This is a genomic window from Kineosporia sp. NBRC 101677, from assembly GCF_030269265.1.
Lineage (GTDB): Bacteria > Actinomycetota > Actinomycetes > Actinomycetales > Kineosporiaceae > Kineosporia > Kineosporia rhizophila.
Genome location: NZ_BSTA01000012.1, coordinates 1 through 21,900 on the forward strand (window position 1 = coordinate 1; position 21,900 = coordinate 21,900).

The 21,900-nt window shown below is 68.7% G+C and carries 18 protein-coding genes; 10 read left to right on the forward strand and 8 right to left on the reverse strand.

Annotated features, from left to right (window positions below; all coding sequences use genetic code 11):
- Positions 1–243: 243 nt before the first annotated feature.
- Positions 244–1,194, forward strand: coding sequence for an aldo/keto reductase (locus QSK18_RS28605; RefSeq protein ID WP_285625454.1), 951 nt, complete (start codon positions 244–246; stop codon positions 1,192–1,194).
- 8 nt (positions 1,195–1,202) lie between these two features.
- On the opposite strand, the gene QSK18_RS28610 is transcribed toward QSK18_RS28605, so the two are convergent.
- Positions 1,203–2,249 carry a threonine aldolase family protein gene (locus tag QSK18_RS28610; protein WP_232812299.1) on the reverse strand — a complete coding sequence of 349 codons (1,047 nt, stop codon included), beginning with the start codon at positions 2,247–2,249 and terminating at the stop codon, positions 1,203–1,205.
- A gap of 98 nt (positions 2,250–2,347) precedes the next feature.
- Between QSK18_RS28610 and QSK18_RS28615 the strand changes: the two genes are divergently transcribed.
- From QSK18_RS28615 to QSK18_RS28625, 3 genes are all read left to right on the forward strand, one after another.
- Complete coding sequence (locus tag QSK18_RS28615) at positions 2,348–3,373, forward strand: LysR substrate-binding domain-containing protein (protein WP_285625462.1); 1,026 nt, start codon at positions 2,348–2,350, stop codon at positions 3,371–3,373.
- Between the two features lie 119 nt (positions 3,374–3,492).
- Entirely contained in the window at positions 3,493–5,352 is a 1,860-nt protein-coding gene (locus tag QSK18_RS28620) for an ABC transporter ATP-binding protein (protein WP_352396681.1), read from the forward strand.
- A 90-nt stretch (positions 5,353–5,442) separates the two neighbouring features.
- Entirely contained in the window at positions 5,443–6,330 is an 888-nt protein-coding gene (locus tag QSK18_RS28625; protein WP_285625466.1) for a hypothetical protein, read from the forward strand.
- Here QSK18_RS28625 and QSK18_RS28630 read toward each other — a convergent pair.
- Entirely contained in the window at positions 6,327–6,800 is a 474-nt protein-coding gene (locus tag QSK18_RS28630; RefSeq protein WP_232812295.1) for a MarR family winged helix-turn-helix transcriptional regulator, read from the reverse strand. The genes QSK18_RS28625 and QSK18_RS28630 overlap by 4 nt on opposite strands.
- Positions 6,801–7,124: 324 nt before the next feature.
- Between QSK18_RS28630 and QSK18_RS28635 the strand changes: the two genes are divergently transcribed.
- Genes QSK18_RS28635 through narI form a run of 5 tightly spaced genes read left to right on the forward strand, consistent with a single transcriptional unit; the run spans position 7,125 to position 15,162 of the window.
- A complete protein-coding gene (locus QSK18_RS28635) occupies positions 7,125–8,309 on the forward strand; it encodes an MFS transporter (protein ID WP_269810499.1) in 1,185 nt (394 codons plus the stop codon).
- Positions 8,306–12,040 (forward strand): nitrate reductase subunit alpha, encoded by a 3,735-nt coding sequence (locus QSK18_RS28640; RefSeq protein ID WP_232812293.1) that lies wholly within the window; start codon positions 8,306–8,308, stop codon positions 12,038–12,040. The genes QSK18_RS28635 and QSK18_RS28640 overlap by 4 nt, the downstream gene beginning before the upstream one ends.
- Before the next feature lies 1 nt (position 12,041).
- A complete protein-coding gene (gene narH / locus QSK18_RS28645; RefSeq protein ID WP_232812292.1) occupies positions 12,042–13,706 on the forward strand; it encodes a nitrate reductase subunit beta in 1,665 nt (554 codons plus the stop codon).
- Positions 13,707–13,720: 14 nt separating this feature from the next.
- Positions 13,721–14,422: a nitrate reductase molybdenum cofactor assembly chaperone gene (gene narJ, locus QSK18_RS28650; protein ID WP_232812291.1), complete on the forward strand. Its 702-nt coding sequence runs from the start codon at positions 13,721–13,723 to the stop codon at positions 14,420–14,422.
- Complete coding sequence (gene narI / locus QSK18_RS28655) at positions 14,422–15,162, forward strand: respiratory nitrate reductase subunit gamma (RefSeq protein ID WP_232812290.1); 741 nt, start codon at positions 14,422–14,424, stop codon at positions 15,160–15,162. The genes narJ and narI overlap by 1 nt, the downstream gene beginning before the upstream one ends.
- Here narI and QSK18_RS28660 read toward each other — a convergent pair.
- Complete coding sequence (locus tag QSK18_RS28660) at positions 15,140–15,745, reverse strand: DUF2625 family protein (RefSeq protein WP_285625492.1); 606 nt, start codon at positions 15,743–15,745, stop codon at positions 15,140–15,142. The genes narI and QSK18_RS28660 overlap by 23 nt on opposite strands.
- Positions 15,746–15,800: 55 nt before the next feature.
- Positions 15,801–17,021: an SMI1/KNR4 family protein gene (locus QSK18_RS28665; protein ID WP_285625494.1), complete on the reverse strand. Its 1,221-nt coding sequence runs from the start codon at positions 17,019–17,021 to the stop codon at positions 15,801–15,803.
- 248 nt (positions 17,022–17,269) lie between these two features.
- Between QSK18_RS28665 and QSK18_RS28670 the strand changes: the two genes are divergently transcribed.
- Positions 17,270–18,343, forward strand: a complete 1,074-nt coding sequence (locus tag QSK18_RS28670) for a glycoside hydrolase family 6 protein (RefSeq protein ID WP_285625496.1) — start codon at positions 17,270–17,272, stop codon at positions 18,341–18,343.
- A gap of 97 nt (positions 18,344–18,440) precedes the next feature.
- Here the strand turns inward: QSK18_RS28670 and moeB are convergent, their stop codons facing one another.
- From moeB to thiO, 4 genes are read right to left on the reverse strand one after another with little or no spacing between them, the layout of a single operon-like run.
- Positions 18,441–19,559 (reverse strand): molybdopterin-synthase adenylyltransferase MoeB, encoded by a 1,119-nt coding sequence (moeB, locus tag QSK18_RS28675; protein ID WP_285625499.1) that lies wholly within the window; start codon positions 19,557–19,559, stop codon positions 18,441–18,443.
- Positions 19,556–20,374, reverse strand: coding sequence for a thiazole synthase (locus QSK18_RS28680; protein ID WP_285625502.1), 819 nt, complete (start codon positions 20,372–20,374; stop codon positions 19,556–19,558). The genes moeB and QSK18_RS28680 overlap by 4 nt, the downstream gene beginning before the upstream one ends.
- Positions 20,371–20,604, reverse strand: a complete 234-nt coding sequence (gene thiS, locus QSK18_RS28685) for a sulfur carrier protein ThiS (protein ID WP_285625505.1) — start codon at positions 20,602–20,604, stop codon at positions 20,371–20,373. Before thiS ends, QSK18_RS28680 begins: the two co-directional genes overlap by 4 nt.
- On the reverse strand, positions 20,601–21,773 hold the full coding sequence (gene thiO / locus QSK18_RS28690; protein WP_285625508.1) for a glycine oxidase ThiO: 1,173 nt from the start codon (positions 21,771–21,773) through the stop codon (positions 20,601–20,603). Before thiO ends, thiS begins: the two co-directional genes overlap by 4 nt.
- Positions 21,774–21,900: the final 127 nt, after the last annotated feature.

Genomic DNA, 21,900 nt, shown 5'->3' on the forward strand with positions numbered 1-21,900 from the left:
ATCTCGGACGTGAACTCCTGCAGCCGTTTCCGCACCCGCTCCAGTTCGCCCCTGTCCACCCCGGTAGTCAAACAGCTCCGGACAGAACAAACAAGTCAGAAGCGGATGTAACAAAGCACTACTAGGCTCTGGGCCTCGATCCGTCTCGCCCGGCCTGCCCACCGCAGGTCAGAGCTGTCTTGCATTCCCGGGCCCGGGCCCTACTGTTGAGCGTTCTCAAAATCTTTGTGGAGCGAAGGACTTATGCGCACAGTTCAGTTCGGACCTACCGACGTCCAGGTTCCCAACGTCGTCGCGGGCATGATGCGGATCAAGGCCGACGGCGACGAGCAGATCCAGGAGCTGTACGGCGCCGCCCGGGAGGCGGGGATCGACTTCTTCGACCACGCCGACCTGTACGGCTTCGACCATCCCGGCGGCGGCCCGCACTGGTGCGAGCACCGCTTCGCCTCGGCCCTGAAGCTCAGGCCCTCCGAGCGCGAGCAGATCACCCTGCAGACCAAGACCAGCATCGTGGCCGAGCCGTGGCACTACGACTCCTCCTACGAGCACATCGTCAGCTCGGCCGAGGGGTCGCTGAAGGCCCTCGACACCGACTACCTCGACGTGCTGCTGCTGCACCGCCCCGACGCGCTGATCGAGCCCGAAGAGGTCGCGCGGGCCTTCGACCACCTGGAGTCCTCCGGCAAGGTGCGGGCCTTCGGGGTGTCGAACTACACGCCGCGCCAGATCGACCTGCTGAAGACCGCGGTGAAGCAGCCCATCGTGGCCAACCAGGTGCAGCTGTCGATCACCCACTCCACGATCGTGGCGCAGGGCCTGTCCTCGAACATGGTGGGTTTCGAGGACTCGGTGACCCGCGACGGCGGTGGCGTCGTCGAGCACGCCCGCATCAACAGGATCACCCTGCAGGCGTGGTCGCCATTCCAGAAGAGCTTCGGCGGCGGCCTTCTCCTGGGGGCGGAGGACCTTCCGGAACTGAACGCGGCCCTCGCCCAGCTCGCCGCCAAGTACGACGTGACCCCGGCGGCGATCGCCACCGCCTGGATCACCCGGCACCCGGCCGGGATCCAGGTCGTGCTCGGTACCACCAAGGCCGAACGCATCACCGAAGCGGCTGCGGGTTCGGACATTCCGCTCACCCGGGCCGAGTGGTACGGGTTGATCCAGGCGGCCGGGCACAACGTTCCCTGATCAGTGGGTCACCGGTCGGCGAGGGCGGCCAGAGTGTCTGCCAGGTGCGCGACGTCCTCGGGGGTCGTGTCCCAGGTGGTCATCCAGCGGGCCTCGCCGGCCTCTTCGTCCCAGTCGTAGAAGTGGAACTGCTCGTGCAGCTGCACCAGAACCGGTGCCGGGAGGCGTACGAACACGGCATTGGCCTGTACCGGGTAGCTCACCGTGACGTCGTCCCGCCCTTTGACCGCGTCGTGCAGTTGGCTGGCCATGGCGTTGGCGTGCCGGGCGTTTCGTAGCCACAGGTCCGACTCCATCAGGGCGAGCAGCTGGGCCGAGACAAACCGCATTTTGGACGTCAGTTGGGTCGTGATCTTGCGCAGATAGTTGATTCCGTGGTCGAGTTCGGGATCGAGAACCACGACCGCCTCGCCCACCATGAGCCCGTTCTTAGTGCCACCGAACGAGAGGACGTCGACACCGACGTCCGTAGTCAGTGAACGCAACGGCACGCCCAGGTGAGCCGCCGCGTTGGCCAGCCGAGAGCCGTCCATATGCACGCGAAGACCGTTGGCGTGGGCGAAATCGGTGATCTCGGCGATCTCCTCGGGGTTGTAAACCGTTCCCAGCTCGGTGGACTGGGCGATGGAGACCACCTGCGGCTGGGCGCGGTGCTGGTCGTCGAAGCCCCGGGCCTCGGCGCGGATGTTGTCCACCGTGAGCTTGCCGTTGACGTGCGGAACGGTGAGCAGCTTGATCCCGCCGACCTTTTCGGGCGCCCCGGCCTCGTCGACGTGCAGGTGCGACGTGCGGGCGCAGATCACCGAGGCCCAGCGGTCGGTGGCGGCCTGCAGCGCCACCACGTTGGCCCCGGTGCCGTTGATCACCGGATACGTCCGGGCCTGCGGGCCGAAGTGTTCCCGGAAGACCTCCTGCAGACGCTCGGTGTAGATGTCGTCGCCGTAACTGACCTGATGGCCCTCATTCGCCTCGGCCAGGGCGGCCAGCACCTGCGGATGCACACCCGAGTAGTTGTCGCTGGCGAAGCCTCGGTGGTCCGGATCGTGCAGTCTCACTGGGGGAGCTCCTTCTCGGTTCTTGTTTCCCCCACGCTGACGGCTGGTGGCACAGTGGCGAAAGCGGGTTCCGCCGATGCTGAGCGTAGGATTTGCCTGTGCTTGACTCCGGGCGTCTGCGCCTGCTGGTGGCCCTGGCCGACACCGGCTCCATCGCAGGAGCCGCGCAGACCGTGGGGTGCAGCGCAGCCGCCGCCTCTCAGCAGTTGGCTGTGCTGGAACGCGAGAGTGGTGTCTCCTTGCTGGAACGCGGCGCGCGCAGCGTGCGCCTGAGCCACGCCGGGCAGGTGCTCGCCGAGCACGGCCGCCGCATCCTGGACGACCTCGCCGCCGCCGAGCAGGCGGTCGTCGCGGCCGGATCCCCCAACCATGGACGAGTCCGGGTCGCCTCGTTCGCCAGCGGCGCCCGGCGTCTGGTCGGGCCGGTGATCGCGAGCCTTCGACGCCGATCGCCCGACCTCGACATCACTTTTACCGAGATGGAGCCGGAAGAAGCCGTCCCCGCCCTGAGGTCCGGCGACATCGACCTGGCCCTCACCCACCAGTACGCCGGATTCGCAGCCCCTGATCTGCGTGGCCTTCAGCAGACCTTCCTGCTCAGTGACCCACTTGCCTTGGCGGTGCCGACTCACGGCGCGCAGACCGGTGACGTCGATCTTCTGGACTTTGCCCAGGACGGCTGGATATCCGGCCGGTCGGGTCATGGATTCCAGGCCCTGACGGAGATGGTCACCGGGCTGTGCGGCTTCGAGCCCCGGATCACCGCCCGCGCCGACACGTACGCACTGGTGCTCGACCTTGTAGCAGCCGGCCTGGGCGTAGCGCTCGTGCCTCGAGGTGCCGTCGCCGCCCCGCGAGGTGTTGTTCTGCTGGGCGTTTGTTCACCTGCGGATCTCGTTCGCGCGGTTCACGTCACGAGGCGCAGCGGGGACTGGGCGGCAGCGACCCTGGCCTTCGAAAGGGAACTTGTCCGAAGGGCGGGAAGAGTCCCAGCAGGGATCCTGAACCATGTCGGGTGCGGGGGCTGCAACAGTCATGCCCACCGGCAAGAAGGTAACCGACGGTCTGGTGCCCCCATCACCCGCTTGTGCCTGCTTCAGCCGAGGCGGAGGGCCGGAAGGTAATAGGGTCCTACCGGATTCAGCCACTCGTCCACGCGTCGGGTGCACGGGGAATGTGCGCTGTCCAGAGGCCGGCAGGAGCTTCCCTCGGTCACCGAACGAACCCAGAGGTCTGCACTGTTATGAGCATGGAAATGGCCGCGTGGTCGACGATCGCCGGGGCCCGGTCGGCCCGGGAGCGGCAGCCGTTCCGCCCCGGCACGGTGCGCCGCGTGATCGTCCTGGCCCGTGAGCGCAGGCGCTCGTTCGGCCTGTTCGTGCTGGGTAGCGCGGTGACGGCGGTGCTCTCGGTGGTCACCCCGGTCCTGGCCGGGCGGGTGGTGGACGCGATCGGTGAGGGGGACCGGGGCGCGGTGGTGCGGCTGGCGCTGCTGATCGCGGTCATTGCGCTGGCGGAGGCGGGGCTGGGGGTGGCGGTGCGCTGGCTGTCGGCGCGGCTGGGTGAGGACCTGATCCTGGATCTGCGCACCCGGGTGTTCGACCACGTGCAGCGCATGCCGCTGGCGTTCTTCAACCGTACCCGCACCGGTGCGCTGGTCAGCCGGCTGAACAATGACGTGCTGGGGGCCCAGCGGGCCTTCAGCAACACCTTGTCGGGCATTGTCAGCAACTTGATCGCGGTGGCCCTGACCGGCGCTGTGATGATCGGGATCTCCTGGCCGGTGACGCTGCTGGCCCTGGCGCTGCTGCCGTTGTTCGTGGTGCCGGCCCGGATCATGGGCCGGCGTCTGGCTCTGCTGTCCCAGGATGCCGCCCAGTTGAACGCGGCCATGATGACGCGCAGCACCGAGCGCTTCTCGGCCAGTGGGGCGGCCCTGGTCAAGCTCTACGGGCGACCTGAGGACGAGTCGCGGTTCTTCGCCGAGGCGGCCGGGCGGGTGCGGGACATCGGGGTGCGTACGGCGGTGCTGCAGACGGTCCTGATCACCTCGCTCACCCTGGTCTCCGCGCTGGCCCTGGCGCTGGTCTACGGGGTCGGTGGGGTGGCGGCGGTGGCCGGGAACCTGGAGACCGGCAGCATCGTGTCGTTGGCCCTGCTGCTGACCCGGCTGTACGCACCGCTGACCGCTCTGGCCAGCGCCCGCATCGACATCATGGGTGCGCTGGTGAGTTTTGACCGGGTGTTCGAGGTGCTGGACCTGGTGCCGCTGATCCAGGAGGCCCCGGATGCGCGTCCGGTGCCGGACGGCCCGGTGAGTGTCGAGTTCCGCGATGTCGGCTTCGCCTATCCGAGCGCGGCGGAGGTTTCGCTGGCCTCGCTGGAGGATGTGGCGACGCTGGAGACCCGCGGCGGGGCGCAGATCATCCACGACGTGTCGTTCCGGGTGGAGCCCGGGCAGGTCGTGGCCCTGGTGGGTTCGTCCGGCGCGGGGAAGTCGACGCTGGCGAACCTGCTCGCACGGTTGTACGACGTCAGTTCCGGGCAGATCCTGGTCGGCGGGACCGATGTGCGGCAGTTGCAGACGGACTCGCTGCGGCGCACCGTCGGAGTGGTCAGCCAGGACGGTCACCTGTTCCACGAGTCTCTGCGCTCCAACTTGCACCTGGCCCGCCCGGAGGCCAGCGACGAGGAACTGCTCGATGCCCTGCGGCGCAGTCGGCTGGCCGATGTGATCGCCGGGCTGCCGGAGGGCCTGGACACGGTCGTGGGGGAGCGCGGCTACCGGTTCTCCGGTGGGGAGCGGCAGCGGCTGACCATCGCCCGACTACTGCTGGCGCAGCCTCGGGTCGTAGTCCTGGACGAGGCCACCGCACATCTGGACTCGGCGTCGGAGGCGGCCGTGCAGGCGGCGCTGGACGAGGCCCTTGAGGGCCGTACCGCCATCGTCATTGCGCACCGTCTGTCCACCGTGCGCTCGGCCGACCAGATCCTGGTGCTGGAGGCCGGCCGGGTGGTGGAGCGCGGCACCCACGAGGAGTTGCTGGCTCTGGACGGGCGGTACGCCGAGCTGCACCGGACCCAGTTCGCCACGTCGGACTGACGCCGTCGACCGTCGGCCGTGCACAAGGCGTCGGGCCAGAATGGGCTCCAGGCGGATAGGGTGGTCGGCCATCCATCCGGAGGAGTTGTCGTGACCCGCCCTGTCGACCCCGATGAGCAGGAGTACGTCGAGTTCGGGCCCTGGGTCACCGAGGTCAGGACCTTCGAGGAAATACCCCGCCTCTTCCGCTCCGCCGGGATCGACCCGCGCGAGCAGCGGCTGGTGCTCAAGGTGCCGCGCGACATCGAGCGCCGCAATGTCGGCCCGGGCATGCACCTGTACGACTACCTGGTCGTGCTCGGCTTCGCAGAACTGACCGTTCTGCAGCGCAGCGGCGAGCGCTTCCAGACCCGGAGCATCCCGATCGATCAGATCGCCGCTGTTCAGGACAGTGTGCGACTGCTGGACGGCCGGCTCACCGTTCATGCCCTGGACGGCTCGAACGTTCAGGTCGCCTACAACGGCTCCGCCACTGACACGGTGCGCAAGCTCGTCGACCAGATCCGCGAGACCTATGCGCCACGGCCCCAGGCCATGACGGCTGTGCCGCAGCAAGCGATTCCGGCACTGGGCCGCGGCGATGTGGGGCTGGCGACGGAGGTCAGGCGGCTGATGCAGGCCGAACCGCAGCTGCGCGTGCTGCACGCCGCCCCCGGCGTCACCGTGACACCCGCCTCCGCCGTCGAGCGGTTCTACCGGCGGCTGCAGCCTCTGACCCTGCACCCTCTGGTTGCTCTGCAGGACGAGCGCGAGATCCAGGTGATCCACCGGCGGGACTGGTGCACGCCGGCGGGCGATGAGATCTCCCTGGCCCGCACGCTCGTGCCGCGTTCGCGCATCACGCAGGTCATGGGCCGGCCCTGGGAGCGTTTCCGGGGCGTGCACGTGATCACGGTGCACGTGGGGCAGACCCAGCTGGACTTTCCCGTTCAGGCCGGACCGCAGAGCACAGCGATCCTGGCAGGCATCCGGCCCTAGGACGGCCAGTCGGCGTCGTCGACCTCACCGGCCACCCGGTTGAACGCCACCACGCCGCGAGCGATTGCCCGGCGCTCGGTGGGCGTCAGATCCGCGACCAGAGCAGCGATCTCCTGTCGCCGCGCTACGGTCACCGCGTCGAGGACCTCGCGCCCGGCCGGGAGGAGCGCCACCTCGACGGCCCGCCGGTCCCAGGCGCACGGGCGTCGCTCGATGAGCCCGATGCGCTGTAGCCGGTCCACCAGCCGGCTGGCGTTGGACTGATCCACACCCAGCTCGCCGGAGAGGGCGCTGATCGTCTGACCACCCCGGGCGGCGAGCAGGACCAGCAGTCGGTGCTGGGCGAGGGTGATGTCCACCGGGGAGGCGGTCAGGGAGCGCAGGGAGATGCCGATCAGGGCCCGGCTGGCGGTCAGCAAGGCATCGGTCGCTCGTGCGTGCTCCCCGGGCGTGGGGCTGGGGGTGGACACGGGGGCGGCTCCTAGGTCGGGCTCTGACGCAGCGCCCATTCTCCCGCACCGGTTCGGCCCGACGATTTGCATGCGCTTGAACATGTAAAAGGACTTTGGCGGGGACCGCATGGGACCAGTGGCCCTGATGGCGCCAGCCCGCTTGACAGCACTGTGAGAGCACGGATTTCAGCCACGTGATCCGGGCAGGACGCCGCATTCAGATGCTGGCGTCACCACGACGGTGTGATCGGTCATACGGGCAGAGAGGTTGTCGTGAGTCGCGACATCGAGACAGAGCGGACGCGGGCGGCGGCCGAGGCGGGGGTGGGCTCGCCCTGGGTGATGGTCGTCGTGGCCACGCTCGGCTTCGCCCTGAACTTCTGGGCGTGGGCCCTGGTGAGCCCACTGGGGCCGTTGTTCCGCGACAACGGCCGGCTCGGCGAGCTGAGCGAGTCCGACGTCTCGCTCATGGTGGCCGTGCCGGTCATCGTGGGCTCGCTGGGGCGCATCCTGGTCGGGGCCCTGACCGACCGCTTCGGCGGGCGGGTCATGTTCCCGCTGGTCTCGGCCGCCACCGTGGTCCCCGTGCTCTTCCTGGCCTTCTTCGCTCTTGACTCCTACGCCCTGATCCTGGTGGGCGGCTTCTTCCTGGGAATCGGTGGGACGGCGTTCGCGGTCGGGGTGCCGTTCGTCAACGCCTGGTTCCCGCCGGAGAAGCGCGGCCTGGCCGTCGGCATCTTCGGGGCCGGTATGGGTGGGACCGCGATCAGCGCACTCACCACGGTGCGGTTGTTCCAGAACGTGGGGGAGCAGGCGCCGTTCCTCATCACCGCTGCGGCGCTGGCGCTGTACGCCGTCATCTCCTGGCTGGTGCTGCGGGACGCGCCCGGCCGAAGCGTGCCCAGTACCTCCCTGGCCACCCGTCTGGCCGCCACTGCCCGGCTGCCGATCACCTGGCAGGCCTGCGTTCTGTACGCGGTGGCGTTCGGTGGGTACGTGGCGTTCTCGGTCTACCTTCCGGCCTACCTGAAGACGGCTCACGGGCTGACCGCGGCTGACGCGGCGAACCGGATGGCCGGGTTCGTGATCGTCGCGGTGCTGATGCGCCCGGCCGGGGGTTGGCTGGCCGACCGGTTCGGTGCGATCCCGGTGTTGGGCGCCGGGTTCGGCGTGGTCGTGGTCGGTGCGGGCATCTCGGCCGGAACGCCGCCGCTGGACGGCATCGGCACGGTCGCGTTCCTGGCCATGGCCGCAGCGCTGGGCTCCGGCAGCGGCGCGACGTTCGCGCTGATCGCCCAGATCGCCGAACCCTCACGGGTGGGCGGGATCACGGGCCTGGTCGGGGCGGCCGGTGGCCTGGGCGGGTTCGTCCCGCCGCTGATCATGGGCTACGTCTACGGCCGCACCGACTCCTACGCGATCGGGCTGTGGCTGCTGTCGGCCGCCGCTGCTCTCACCCTGGCCCTGACCCTGACCGTCGTGCGCCGCACCGCGGTGAGCGTCACCTCCGGAAAGGAAGTTGCGTGAGCACCGAACGCAAACCGGACGCCCACAAACGTCCATTGTTGGAAGGCCCTCTGTCGGAGGCCCTGGTGGGCACGCGGCGGTTCTTCACCCGTGGTGAGGTCTCGGCCGACGGGCGGACCCTGACCAAGAAGGGCGGCCGCCAGGCCGACGACTTCTACCGTGACCGCTGGAGCCACGACAAGGTCGTGCGCTCCACCCACGGTGTGAACTGCACGGGCTCCTGCTCGTGGAAGGTGTACGTCAAGGACGGCATCATCACGTGGGAGACCCAGCAGACCGACTATCCCTCGGTCGGGCCGGACTCCCCGGAGTACGAGCCTCGTGGCTGTCCTCGGGGCGCGGCCTTCTCCTGGTACACCTACAGCCCGACCCGCGTGCGCTACCCGTACGTGCGGGGCGTGCTGCTGCAGATGTACCGCGAGGGCAAGCGCCAGTACGACGGCGACCCGGTCAAGGCCTGGGCCCATGTCGTCGAGAACCCCCAGCGCGCGAAGACGTACAAGAGCGCCCGCGGCAAAGGCGGCCTGGTGCGGGCCGGCTGGGACGAGGCGGTCGAGATGGTGGCCGCCGCGCACGTGCACACCATCCAGAAGTGGGGACCGGACCGCATCGCCGGTTTTTCGCCGATCCCGGCCATGTCGATGGTCTCGCACGCTTCCGGGGCCCGGTTCATGCATCTGATCGGCGGCTCGATGCTGAGCTTCTACGACTGGTACGCCGACCTGCCGGTGGCCTCCCCGCAGGTGTTCGGCGACCAGACCGACGTTCCGGAGTCCGGCGACTGGTGGGACGCCGGCTACCTGATCATGTGGGGCTCGAACGTCCCGGTCACCCGCACCCCGGACGCGCACTGGATGACCGAGGCGCGCTACCGTGGCCAGAAAGTCGTTGTCGTGGCGCCCGATTACGCGGACAACGTGAAATTCGCGGACGAGTGGCTGCCGGCCAATCCCGGTACGGACGGGGCGCTGGCGATCTCGATGGGGCATGTCGTCCTCAAGGAGTTCTTCGTCGACCGGCAGACCCCCTACTTCGTCGACTACACCAAGCGTTACACCGATCTGCCGTTCCTGGTGAAGATCGACGTCGGCGCCGACGGGGTGCACCGGCCCGGGAAGTTCCTCACCGCCGAAGACCTCGCGGCCCACCGGGACGAGGAGAACGCCGCCTTCAAGACGGTGCTCATCGATGCCGCCACCGACGACGTGGTGGTCCCCAACGGTGCACTGGGTCACCGTTTCGGGCCGACGGGCGAGGGACGCTGGAACCTCGACCTGGGTGCGGTGGACCCCCGGCTGAGTCTGGTCGGTGCCGAAACCGATGTGGTGGAGCTGGAACTGCCGCGGTTCGACAACCCGGACGGCGCGGCCGCCTCTATGCGGCGAGGCGTTCCGGTGCGCACGGTCGAGGGGCACCTGGTCACCACCGTGCTGGATCTCATGCTTGCGCAGTACGGCGTGGCCCGCGCAGGGCTGCCCGGGCAGTGGCCGTCCGGCTACGAAGATGCCGACGCGCCCGGGACCCCGGCCTGGCAGGAGCAGTTCACCGGCGTCCCGGCAGCCGCTGCGGCCCGGATCGGCCGCGAGTTCGCCCAGAACGCCGAGGAGTCGCGCGGACGCTCAATGATCCTGATGGGCGCGGGCACCAACCACTGGTTCCACTCCGACACGATCTACCGGGCGTTCCTGGCCCTGACCACACTGACCGGTTGCCAGGGCGTCAACGGCGGCGGCTGGGCACACTACGTCGGGCAGGAGAAGGTCCGGCCGATCACCGGCTACAACCAGGTGGCCAACGCCCTGGACTGGAACCGTCCGCCGCGCAACATGATCCAGACCGCCTACTGGTACCTGCACACCGACCAGTTCCGCTACGACCAGTTCGGCGCCGACACCCTCTCGGCCAGCAGCGGGCAGGGCACGTTCGCCGGCCAGAGCACCGCCGACGTGATCGCCCAGAGCGCTCGGATGGGCTGGTCCCCGTCCTACCCGACCTTCGACCGTAACCCGCTGCAGATCACCGAAGAAGCAGCCGCAGCCGGGCGCAGTACCGCCGAGCACGTCGCGGCCGGGCTGAAGGACGGGTCACTGAACTTCGCCTGCGAGGACCCGGACGCGCCCGAGAACTTCCCCCGGATCCTGTCGATCTGGCGGGCCAACCTGATCGGCTCCTCGGCCAAGGGCAACGAGTACTTCCTCAAACACCTGCTGGGCACCGACTCCTCGGTGCGCGCCAGTGAGACTGCTCCGTCGTTGAGGCCGCGGGACGTGACCTGGCACGAGGACGCTCCGGAGGGCAAGCTGGACCTGCTGATGACGCTGGACTTCCGGCAGACCTCCACCACGGTCTTCTCGGACGTCGTCTTCCCGGCCGCCACCTGGTACGAGAAGCACGACCTGAACACCACCGACATGCACCCGTTCGTCCACTCGTTCAACCCGGCCATCGCCCCACCCTGGCAGACCCGCACGGACTGGGAGACCTGGCAGGCGATCGCGGCCAAGTTCAGCGAACTGGCCGGTCCCCGGCTGGGCACCCGGCGCGACGTGGTCGCCGTTCCACTCATGCACGACACCCCCGACGCCATGGCCAACCCCCACGGGGTGGTGCGGGACTGGAAGAAGGGCGAGTGCGAGCCCGTGCCGGGAGTGAGCATGCCCCGGCTGGTGGAGGTGGAACGCGACTACGGGGCGATCAGCGAGAAGATGAACGCGCTGGGGCCGCTGCTGGACACGCTGGGCGCCACCACCAAAGGCGTGACCTTCGAACTGGGCCAGCAGATCGACTACCTGCGGGCGAAGAACGGTGCAGTGCGCGGAGGCGTCGCTGACGGACGTCCTTCATTGAAACGTGACGTCCACGTGTGCGAAGCGATCCTGGCCCTGTCGGGAACCACCAACGGTCACCTGGCCGTACAGGGGTTCAAACAGCTGGAGAAGCGCACCGGCCACCAGATGCACGACCTGGCCGCCGAACACGAGGGCAAGCAGGTCACGTTCGCCGACACCCAGGCGGCCCCGGTCCCGGTCATCACCTCCCCGGAATGGTCCGGCTCGGAGTCCGGAGGCCGGCGCTACTCACCCTTCACGATCAACGTCGAGCGACGGAAGCCGTGGCACACCCTCACCGGACGCCAGCACTTCTACCTCGACCACGACTGGATGAGCGAACTGGGCGAGAACCTGCCGGTCTTCCGGCCACCGCTGAACATGGGCGCCCTCTTCGCAGAGCCGGCGATCGGTGACGTCGCCGGCCCCGGCGCCGATCGGGTGGAAGGGCTCACGGTGCGGTACCTGACCCCGCACAACAAGTGGTCGATCCACTCGGAGTACCAGGACAACCTGTTCATGCTGTCCCTCTCACGCGGCGGCCAGACCATCTGGATGAGCGACCGCGACGCCGCCAAGGTGGGCGTGAAGGACAACGACTGGATCGAGGCCGTCAACCGCAACGGCGTGGTCGTGGCCCGGGCCGTGGTCTCGCACCGGATGCCCGAGGGCACCGTGTACATGCACCACGCCCAGGACCGGCTCATCGACGTGCCCCTGGCCGAGACCTCGGGCAAGCGAGGCGGCATCCACAACTCCCTGACCCGACTGCTGGTCAAGCCCTCGCACCTGATCGGCGGGTACGCCCAGTTGTCCTGGGCCTTCAACTACCTCGGCCCGACCGGCAACCAGCGCGACGAGGTGACGGTCATCCGTCGCCGCTCGCAGGACGTGGAGTACTGACATGCGCGTGATGGCTCAGATGGCGATGGTGATGAACCTCGACAAGTGCATCGGGTGCCACACCTGCTCGGTCACCTGCAAGCAGGCCTGGACCAACCGCACCGGCACCGAGTACGTCTGGTTCAACAACGTGGAGACCCGTCCCGGACAGGGGTATCCGCGCACCTACGAGGACCAGGAGGAGTGGAAGGGCGGCTGGGCCCTGAACCGGCGCGGGCACCTGGTGCTCAAGGGCGGCGGACGCATCCGCAAGCTCGCCTCCATCTTCTCCAACCCGAAGATGCCCTCCATCAAGGACTACTACGAACCCTGGACGTACGACTACTCCACCCTGACCGACGCCCCGGCGCAGCAGCACACCCCGGTCGCGCGGCCCAAGTCGCTGCTGACCGGCAAGGACATGAAGGTCGAGTGGTCGTCCAACTGGGACGACAACCTGGGCGGCTCGGCGGCCACCCTGGAACGCGACCCGATGCTGGCCAAGATCGAGCAGAAGGTGAAGTTCGAGTTCGAGCAGACCTTCATGTTCTACCTGCCGCGCATCTGCGAGCACTGCCTGAACCCCTCCTGCGCTGCCTCGTGCCCCAGCGGAGCGATCTACAAGCGCGAAGAAGACGGCATCGTGCTGGTGGACCAGGACCGCTGCCGGGGCTGGCGGATGTGTGTCTCCGGCTGCCCCTACAAGAAGGTCTACTTCAACCACCGCACCGGCAAGGCCGAGAAGTGCACCTTCTGCTTCCCCCGCATCGAAGTCGGCTTGCCGACCGTCTGTTCCGAGACGTGCGTGGGCCGGCTGCGCTACCTCGGCCTGATCCTCTACGACGCGGACGCGGTGCTCGAGGCCGCAGCCACCCCCGACGAGCAGGACCTGTACGAGGCCCAGCGTGCCCTGATCCTGGACCCGAACGACCCGGAGGTGGTCAGCGCAGCCGAACGTGACGGCATCCCGCACGACTGGATCCAGGCCGCCCAGCGATCCCCGATCCACGCGCTGATCAACACCTACAAGGTCGCGCTGCCCCTGCACCCCGAATTCCGCACCATGCCCATGGTCTGGTACATCCCCCCGCTGTCGCCGATCGTCGACGTGGTCAAGGAGACCGGTTCGGACGCAGAGGATTCCGGCAACCTGTTCGCGGCCATCGACACGCTCCGGATCCCGGTCGAGTACCTCGCCGAGCTCTTCACCGCAGGCGACGTGACACCCGTCCACAATGTTCTGCGCAAACTGGCCGCGATGCGTTCGTACATGCGAGACATCACTATGGGACGGTCTCCCAACGGTGCTATCCCGGCTTCGGTGGGGATGGGGGAGGAGGACATGTATGACATGTACCGCCTGCTGGCCATTGCCAAGTACGAAGACCGGTACGTCATCCCGCCTGCCCACGCCGAACAGGCCCATGCCCTGGAGGAAATAGCGACCGAGTGCTCGGTGTCGGAGTACGGTGGCGGTCAGCAGGGGCCTTTCGGTGAAGGGTCCGGACGGCTGGTTCCCCTTGCCGCAGAAAACTTTCAGATGCTGCAGGAGCGTCAGACCTCCGACACGATGACCGCTGCCGCCGGGAAGCGCCGACGGGTGAATCTGCTCAACTGGGACGGCAAGGGCTCACCGGCCGGACTGTTCCCACCCGCCGAGGGCGATCCGGAAGGCGATGCGCGGTGAAAAGTCTGACCAGGATGAGGCGCAGCAAGCCGCACCAGATCTCGCCGGAGCACACTGCGTGGATCTGGCAGGCGGCCTCGTTGCTGCTGGACTACCCCGACGAACAGCTCCCGGAGCGGCTCGACCTGGTCGAGCGCGTGGCGCGGGCCGTTCCAGGGCGCAGTGCAGAACTTTTGGACGATTGCCAGCACCGTTTACGAGGCGTTGCCCTGGTCGACCTGCAGGCCGACTACGTCGGCACCTTCGACACCCGGCGTCGGCACAACCTGTTCCTGACCTACTTCGCCCACGGCGACACGCGCAAGCGCGGTATGGCCCTGCTGCGGTTCAAGCAGACCTATCTGGAGTCCGGCGTCGAACTGGGACCGGACGGTCAGCTGGCCAACGGTGAACTTCCCGATCACCTCTGCGTGGTGCTGGAATACGGTGCGGCCGTCGACCTCGAGCGCGGCCGTCAGCTGCTGCTGGATCACCGCGCCGGCCTGGAACTGCTGAACATCGGCCTCACCAAGAGCGACTCGCCCTGGGCCGGCGCCGTCCAGGCCGTCTCCGCTACCTTGCCGCCCCTGGCCGGAGACCAGATGTCCGCGGTGAGAAGACTGGCGGCCGAAGGACCCCCGGCCGAAGAGGTCGGACTCAGCCCATATGCCATCCCTGGCTTCGACCCTGCCCCGGCAGTCCAGCTGCCCATGCCTACTTTCCGCGGAGCCCGCTGATGGACACGTTCCTGTGGGTCGTCGTGCCCTACGTCTGCCTGACCACCTTCGTGGCGGGCCACCTGTGGCGCTACCGCTACGACAAGTTCGGCTGGACCACCCGCTCGTCCCAGCTGTACGAGAACCGCCTGCTGCGCTGGGGCAGCCCGCTGTTCCACTTCGGCATGCTCGGCGTGGTCGGTGGCCACGTGATCGGCCTGCTGGTGCCGCGCTCGTGGACCGAGGCGGTGGGGATCAGTGACCACCTGTACCACCTCGTCGCCGTGCTCGGCGGCCTGCTCGCCGGGATCGCCGCCACCGCGGGCATGCTCATCCTGATCTACCGCAGGCGCACGGTCGGCCCGGTGTTCTCGGCCACCACAGTCATGGACAAGGTCATGTACCTGTTCCTGGCCGCGGCCATCCTGCTGGGCATGTGGAACACCATCGCCGGATCCGTCTTCACCATCGGCGGGGAGTACAACTATCGTGAGGGCGTCTCGGTCTGGTATCGCTCCTTCCTCGCCTTCCAGCCCGACGCGTCACTGATGGCGGACGCGCCGATCGGTTTCCAGCTGCACGCCCTGGTCGCCTTCGGCCTCTTCGCGATCTGGCCCTTCACCCGGCTGGTGCACGTCTTCAGCGCCCCGCTCGGCTACCTGACCCGGCCTTACATCGTCTACCGCAGTCGCGACATCCAGCTGGGCAGTCACCGGCCCCGGCCCGGCTGGGACCGCGTCAGCTCTGATGGAACGAAATGAGTTCCGTCATGGAGATCGCGCGCCGGGAGACGGTTCCCAGATCCTTGCCCTCGGCCGTCCAGGGTGGCGGCCAGGTGTGGATGCCCTGGTCCAGTCGCGTGCCGGCCACCTCGTCGGCCCATCCTGACCAGCGCAGCGATGCGTAGAAGTCGCTCAGCCAGCCGGTGAGCATGGCGGCGAGCCAGCGGCCGTATCCCAGTTCCAGGTCTTCCCAGGCCAGGGTGTCCGGAGCGTAGTAGTGCACGGTCGGGGGTGACTCAGGGGCGGACTGGCGCCAGACGAAGTGCCCGCCCAGCACGTCGTGGGCGACGGTGACGGATCCGGTGGAAGGGGCTGCGGCCGAGACCACGTCGGGCAGCGGGCCGCGCCGGCCCTCGTAGCCACTGCCGAGTACCCGCAACCAGCCGTGGTCGATCAGGATCCCGCCGGTGTGCAGCATCACCGCGCCCAGCCAGGAGCGCTCGGTCATGCCAAAGGCGCTCAGACACTGCTGAGCCCGCTGCGCATCCACCGGCAGAACCTCGACGGGGTAAGGGGCCTGGTCGGCGCATTCGCGGATCTCGGGCCAGGCCGGTGTGCTCATGGGGTCAGGATTGCATGCCCTCGGTTCGGCGATCCTGAACATGGGTGCAACGGGGTCAGTGTCCTCGCTTCGTCTCCAGTAACGCCCGGCGTCGAGTCGGGTCGGCCATCACACCGGCCAGTTCCTCGTCCCACAGCAGGCCCATCGGGGCTAGATGCCCGCTCGACAGAGGGCGCCACTGCTTGAGGCCGTTGACGAGGTGATTGAACGACTCCTGTCCGCGCCCCGCCGCAGCAAGCGACCGGGCCTCGTCCACCGTGACAGCGAAGGCGGGGGCGTAACTGAAGTCTGCCCGCAGACCGGGTTCGCGCTGGAAGGTGGCGAGCAGTTCCCGAAGACGGTGTGCAAGCTGCTGCGGAGCCCGCTCGATCGTGCGGTCCAGAGCCTGCCGATCGTTACCGGGACAGCCGAGGACCAAGAGCGGCAGCAGGTCCTCGAAGACGGCCGGATCTTCGGCGATCTCGGGTTTGCGAAGGTCGAGATCCGAGATATGCGAAGGGCTGTCGTGACGGCCGTCAAGAATGTGGAGCTGCGAACGTAGGACATCCGCACGGTGGTCCCCGAAGCTCACCGCCCGGTCAAGAACGTCAGCCCGGGCACGGTCACCCTCCAGAAGCAACTGGTAGGCGACCTCGACCTGCTCGGCCACTTCTTGGCGGGTCCGGCTGCCGGGGGAGTGGAACCTGACGAAGGTTGCGTAGTGGTCTTCCAGGCCTGCGCGGAACGACCAGTCGGCTTCCCCGGCACCGGGGTACCAGCTGGTGAAGCCGACGGCTGCCCACTCCGGCTCGTTCTGGAGCCGGCCGAATGTGAGGCGCGCCGGGTCCAGCAGGAAGTGATCGGTTCCCGTGTTGAGCAGCAAGGACCGGCGCAGCAAAAAAGAGCCGTCATCCGGTTCCTGCGCGTACGTCTCGTCGTCAGGTTCGGTGCTGGACCAGATCGCGACAAGCTCCGACTCCAGGTCCCGCACCCAGCCGAGTTCCTGAACGGGACGCAAGGCGTCGAACCCCATCGACAGCACCGGCCAGCCATTGGTCACCGCATAGAAGTCTTTCAGCGACGGAGGCAGTTTCCGGCCCAGTTTCGTCTCGGCGTCTCGCACCTGTTGCGCGGAGGCCGGTGGCGACCCGATCCAACCGGTGGTGCGCATCTGCTCGGTGACGTCCAGGGCGATCTCGTCGCCGGCCTCGAGCGCCTCCCGGCTCCACCGCTCCAACCAGGTCCGGGTGTCCAGATGTGCGAGCAAGCTGCGGATGGGTCGCATCTCAGAGTCCACGAGAGGACCGTAGCCAGCACCACCGACGATCTTGCCGCCTGCACCTTGCGTGAAGGGATGCGTACTCATTGCGTACGCGCGTTACGGCATGGACGTCCCGGGGATTTCAGCCCGGTTCAAGAAAACCAAGTCGGCAAAAGGTTGCCGTGACAAACGCCGCAGAAGCGGAGCGGGTCACATAGGAAACCCATAACGTCCACTTCTCTACCTTTGGACACCTGCCCCCCAGGCTCGACCAAAGAGGAACCGTGAAGCGTCGTACCACCGTGATCATCTCTGCTGCAACCGCTCTGGCGATCGGCGGTGCAGTGACGCAGAGCCTGGTCGGGCACGCCGAGCCCGCCGCCCCCGCGGCTGCGGTTGCGGGTAAGACCAGCGTCACGACCGTGGCACCGGCCGCGGAGGCCGCCCCGGCTGCGGCAGCGGTCAAGGGCCTGCCCAAGACCATGACGTTCTATGCCGACCCCAAGTCGGGTCCGGCCACCTGGGTCGCCCAGAACGCCGGCGACAGCCGCAAGGCCACGATCAAGGCGAAGCTGTCGTCCAAGCCCTCGGCCAAGTGGTTCGGCAACTGGTCGGGCAGCATCAGGCCGGCCGTGAACACCTACGTCTCGGCGGCCGCCAAGAAGAAGAAGACTCCGATCCTGGTGGCCTACAACATCCCCGGCCGCGACGCCTGCGGTGGGCACTCCTCCGGCGGCACCGCCGTCAGCGAGTACCGCACCTGGATCAAGTCGTTCGCCAACGGCGTGGGCAAGCGCCGCGCCCTGGTCGTGCTCGAGCCCGACTCGCTGGCCGACTTCCAGTGCATGAGCACGGCCGACGCCACCACCCGGACGAAGCTGCTCAGCTACGCCACCGAGCAGTTCAAGAAGAGCGCCCCCAACGCCTACGTCTACCTGGACGCCGGCAACTCGAACTGGGCCTCGGCGCAGGACATGTCGGGCCGCCTGGTCAAGGCCGGCCTGAAGAACGTGCGTGGCTTCTCCCTGAACGTGTCCAACTACCGCACCACCGCGCAGGAGAACGCGTACGCCGCCAAGGTGAACGCCGAACTGCGCAAGCGCGGCGCCAAGGCCAAGCCCTACGTGGTCGACACCAGCCGTAACGGCAACGGCAGCAACGGCGAGTGGTGCAACCCGGCCGGCCGCAAGCTCGGCGCCGTCTCCCAGGTGAACAAGAAGCCCACGGCCAAGACGCCCGAGGCCCGCCTGTGGATCAAGACGCCCGGCGAGTCGGACGGCAACTGCGGCATCGCCTCCGGCACGGCCGCCGGGGTCTTCGACCCGCAGATCGCGGTCTCCCTGATCAAGGGCCAGTGATTTCCCGGAGCAGTTGCAGTGACTGATTGAGGACGTCGGTGACCACCAAAGCCTTGGTGGTCACCGACGTCCTTTGGGGCTTGGGTCGGTTCACACCTCAGGAGTGGCTGAGCCTGCCCCAGGCCGCAATGCCGCCGCGCAGGTGAGCAGCATCGCGATGCCCCGCAGCCAGCACGGCCCGCAGCGCCCGGGCCGAGCGCACCCCGCCGGCGCAGTGCAGCACCAGCGGCTGATCCGGGTCGAAGCGGCCCGGATCGGCCAGCACGTCGGCCAGCGGGACCAGGATCGAGCCCGGGATGGAGTTCTCGGCGTGCTCGTGGGGCTCGCGCACGTCTACCAGAACGAGATCCGCCTTGTGGTCGCGTAACCGGTGTGCCAGTTCCCCGGCATCCACTTCGGGCAGGTCGTCGGAGGGTTCCCGATCGGCGTCGACGGACTCGATGCGGGTCGGGGGCGTGCCGTATGGGTCGGGCGTCAGCCGCAGTGTGCGCCAGGTCATGGCCAGGGCGTCGTGCACGAGGACCCGGCCCAGCAGGCTCTGTCCGGCGCCGGTGATGAGCTTGACGGCCTCGGTCACCATGGCCGCGCCCACGGCCGCGCACACCGCGCCGATCACCCCGGCCTCGCTGCAGGAGGGGACGGTGCCCGGCTCCGGCGGGGCGGGGAACAGATCGCGGTAGGTGGGGCCGGGGCCGGGCCAGAACACCGAGACCTGGCCCTCGAAGCGCAGGACCGCACCCCACACCCACGGCGTCCCGGTCAGCACGCAGGCGTCGTTGACCAGGTAGCGGGTGCCGAAGTTGTCCGAGCCGTCGACGACCAGGTCGTAGCCGGCGATCAGCTCCTGGGCATTGTCCGCGGTCAGCCGCTCACCGTGTCCGACCACCCGCACGAACGGGTTCGAGCGGGCCACGGCGTCGGCGGCGCTGTCGACCTTGGCCCGGCCCACGTCCGCGCTGCCGTGCACGACCTGCCGGTGCAGGTTCGACTCGGTCACCACGTCGTCATCGACGATGCCGATCGTTCCCACCCCGGCGGCGGCCAGGTACAGCAGTGCGGGGGAGCCGAGGCCACCGGCGCCGATCACGAGGACTCGGGCGGCCTTCAGCCGCCGCTGGCCCACTTCACCCACATCCGGGAGCAGTATCTGTCGCGCGTAGCGGCGGCGCTCGTCGTGGGTGAGTTCCGCCGCCGGCTCGACAATCGGCGCGCTCACGGCTCAGTACCGAAGCTGGCCAGGCCCTCCCACGTGGAGGAAGCCTGCGCCAGCGCCCGCTGAGGAATGCGTCCGGCCAAGCGGGCCGCGCGACCGGCCAGCACGGCATGACGCATGGCCGTGCCCATCAGCTCGGGATCCTGGGCGCGGGTGACGGCCGTGGCCAGAAGCACTGCATCGCACCCCAGTTCCATCGCCCGCGCCGCGTCCGAGGCAGTCCCGATCCCGGCGTCGAGCACCACCGGAACGTTGGCGCGCTCGGCGATCAGGGCGATGTTGTGCGGGTTGAGAATGCCCAGCCCAGTGCCGATCGGCGCCCCCAGCGGCATGACCGCCGCGCAGCCGATGCGTTCCAGGCGCAGGGCGAGGGCCGGGTCGTCGTTCGTGTAGGCGAGGACGGTGAATCCGTCGTCCACGAGCTGCTCGGCGGCCTCCAGCAGTTCCACCGCGTCCGGCAGGAGGGTCTCCTCGTCGGCGACGACCTCCAGCTTCACCCAGTCGGTGCCCAGAGCCTCCCGGCCCAGACGCGCGGTCAGCAGGGCCTCACGGGCGGTGCGGCAGCCGGCCGTGTTGGGCAGTACCTGAACGCCGACGCGGTCCAGGACATCCAAGAGCGAACCGCGTACGGACGGGTCGACTCGCCGGAGCGCGACGGTGGTCATCTCGGTGCCCGAGGCTCTCAGGGCCCGCTCCAGGATGTCGTGGTTCGCGGCCCCACCGGTACCGGTGATCAGCCGGGAACCGAACGCCCGGCCGGCCACCACGAACGGCTCCGCGTCCACCGTGGGAACCGGTTGCATCGCAACGCTGCTCATCCTCCGGCCACCGCCTGCAGCAGCTCGAGGCGCTCGCCCCCGGCGACCGTGGTCTGCGACCAGCGGCCGGCCGGCACGATCTCCTCGTTAAGCGCCACGGCCGTACCCCGGCCGGGCCTGACCGTCGGCGCGAAACAGGCCACCACATCGGCCACGCTGCACCCCCGTGGAACCCGTAAAGGCTTGCCGTTGACCACAACTTCGACCTCACCGTCAGGGACCGTGCTCACCGTGTACCCACCTCCTCCCGGGCCGCCGCTCGCAGCCCGAACCGACCCGGATCGCACGCGGCGACCTCGGGCGCGACCTGTTCACCACTGACCAGCGCAGCCACCGCGTCGGCGGTCAGCCCGGACAGCAGCACACCGTTGCGGTAGTGCCCAGCCGCCACCAGCAGACCCGGCACCGGACCGAAGCCGATCAGCGGCAGATTGTCCGGCGATCCGGGCCGACAGCGCGCGAGCACCTCCACCAGTTCCAGCTCTGCCACTGCAGGCACGAGAGTCTGCGCATCACGCAGCAACTCGTGCACTGCCCCGGCGGTCACGCTCTCGTCGAAACCGCGCTCTTCGGAGGTGGCTCCCACCACCAGCTCACCATCTTCACGCGGCACCAGATACACCTCCCGGTCGCGCACCAGCCCTCGTACCGTGCGCTGCAGCACGTGCTCGCCGACCGGCATGCACAACCGGATGATCTGGCCCTTCACCGGTCGGACCGGAACGTGCTCGTGTGCCCGCGCACCCGTGGCGAGGACTACCAGCGAAGCGCGGAGCTCGCCGCCGCCCGCCAGGCCCACGCCGACAGCCCGGCCCTCGTGTACCAGTACTTCGCCCAGAGCCCGGACCGACCGCACCCCAGCCCGTTCGGCCGCGACCCGCAGCGCCGCCAGCAGCTCCCGGGGATTGACCTGATGATCGCCGCGCACCAGCGTGCCGCCGCAGACACTCGGGTCGAGGAACGGCTCCAGCTGACGCACCTGCCGCCCGCTCAGCGCCTCGACCTCCAGGCCGAGCGCGGTCTGAGCAGCCCGCACCCGCGCCAGCCGCGCCCGGTCCCCGGCGTCGAGGGCGACGGCCAGCGTGCCGCAGGCGCGATACCCCGTCGGCAGGCCGGACGCCTCACTGACCTGGCCCGCAAAGTCGGCAAAACCCGCTGCGGCCAGCAGACACAGCGCCAGCAGCTCTTCTTCGCCGTGGTGCAGTTCGCTGACCGGCGCCAGCATCCCGGCGGCCGCGTACGAGGCGCCGGCCCCGGGAGCAGGATCCACGAGCACGACGTCGTGGCCTCGTTGCGCCAGCCGCCACGCACAGGCGGTGCCGATCAGGCCGCCACCCAGCACAACCACGTCCCCCTGTACCGCGCTCTGCGCGGCCAGGGAGTTCCCAAGGGGAACCACCCAGCACTCCCTTCGCCGGCATGACCCGGAGCAGGTTCGACGGTCGGCGAGTGCGCTCGCCCTCTCAGCCCGCGATCCCGGGCTCCCGTGGTGCGGCCCACCATACCCCGCCACCGACGTCCCCCAT

What these genes read in the sequence shown, in the direction of transcription:
- QSK18_RS28605 (WP_285625454.1), top strand. Translation starts at nt 244, where the DNA reads ATGCGCACAGTTCAGTTCGGACCTACCGACGTCCAGGTTCCCAACGTC.
- QSK18_RS28620 (WP_352396681.1), top strand. Translation starts at nt 3,493, where the DNA reads ATGAGCATGGAAATGGCCGCGTGGTCGACGATCGCCGGGGCCCGGTCG.
- QSK18_RS28635 (WP_269810499.1), top strand. Translation starts at nt 7,125, where the DNA reads ATGGTCGTCGTGGCCACGCTCGGCTTCGCCCTGAACTTCTGGGCGTGG.
- narH (WP_232812292.1), top strand. Translation starts at nt 12,042, where the DNA reads ATGCGCGTGATGGCTCAGATGGCGATGGTGATGAACCTCGACAAGTGC.
- narJ (WP_232812291.1), top strand. Translation starts at nt 13,721, where the DNA reads ATGAGGCGCAGCAAGCCGCACCAGATCTCGCCGGAGCACACTGCGTGG.
- narI (WP_232812290.1), top strand. Translation starts at nt 14,422, where the DNA reads ATGGACACGTTCCTGTGGGTCGTCGTGCCCTACGTCTGCCTGACCACC.
- QSK18_RS28660 (WP_285625492.1), bottom strand. Translation starts at nt 15,745, where the DNA reads ATGAGCACACCGGCCTGGCCCGAGATCCGCGAATGCGCCGACCAGGCC.
- QSK18_RS28680 (WP_285625502.1), bottom strand. Translation starts at nt 20,374, where the DNA reads ATGAGCAGCGTTGCGATGCAACCGGTTCCCACGGTGGACGCGGAGCCG.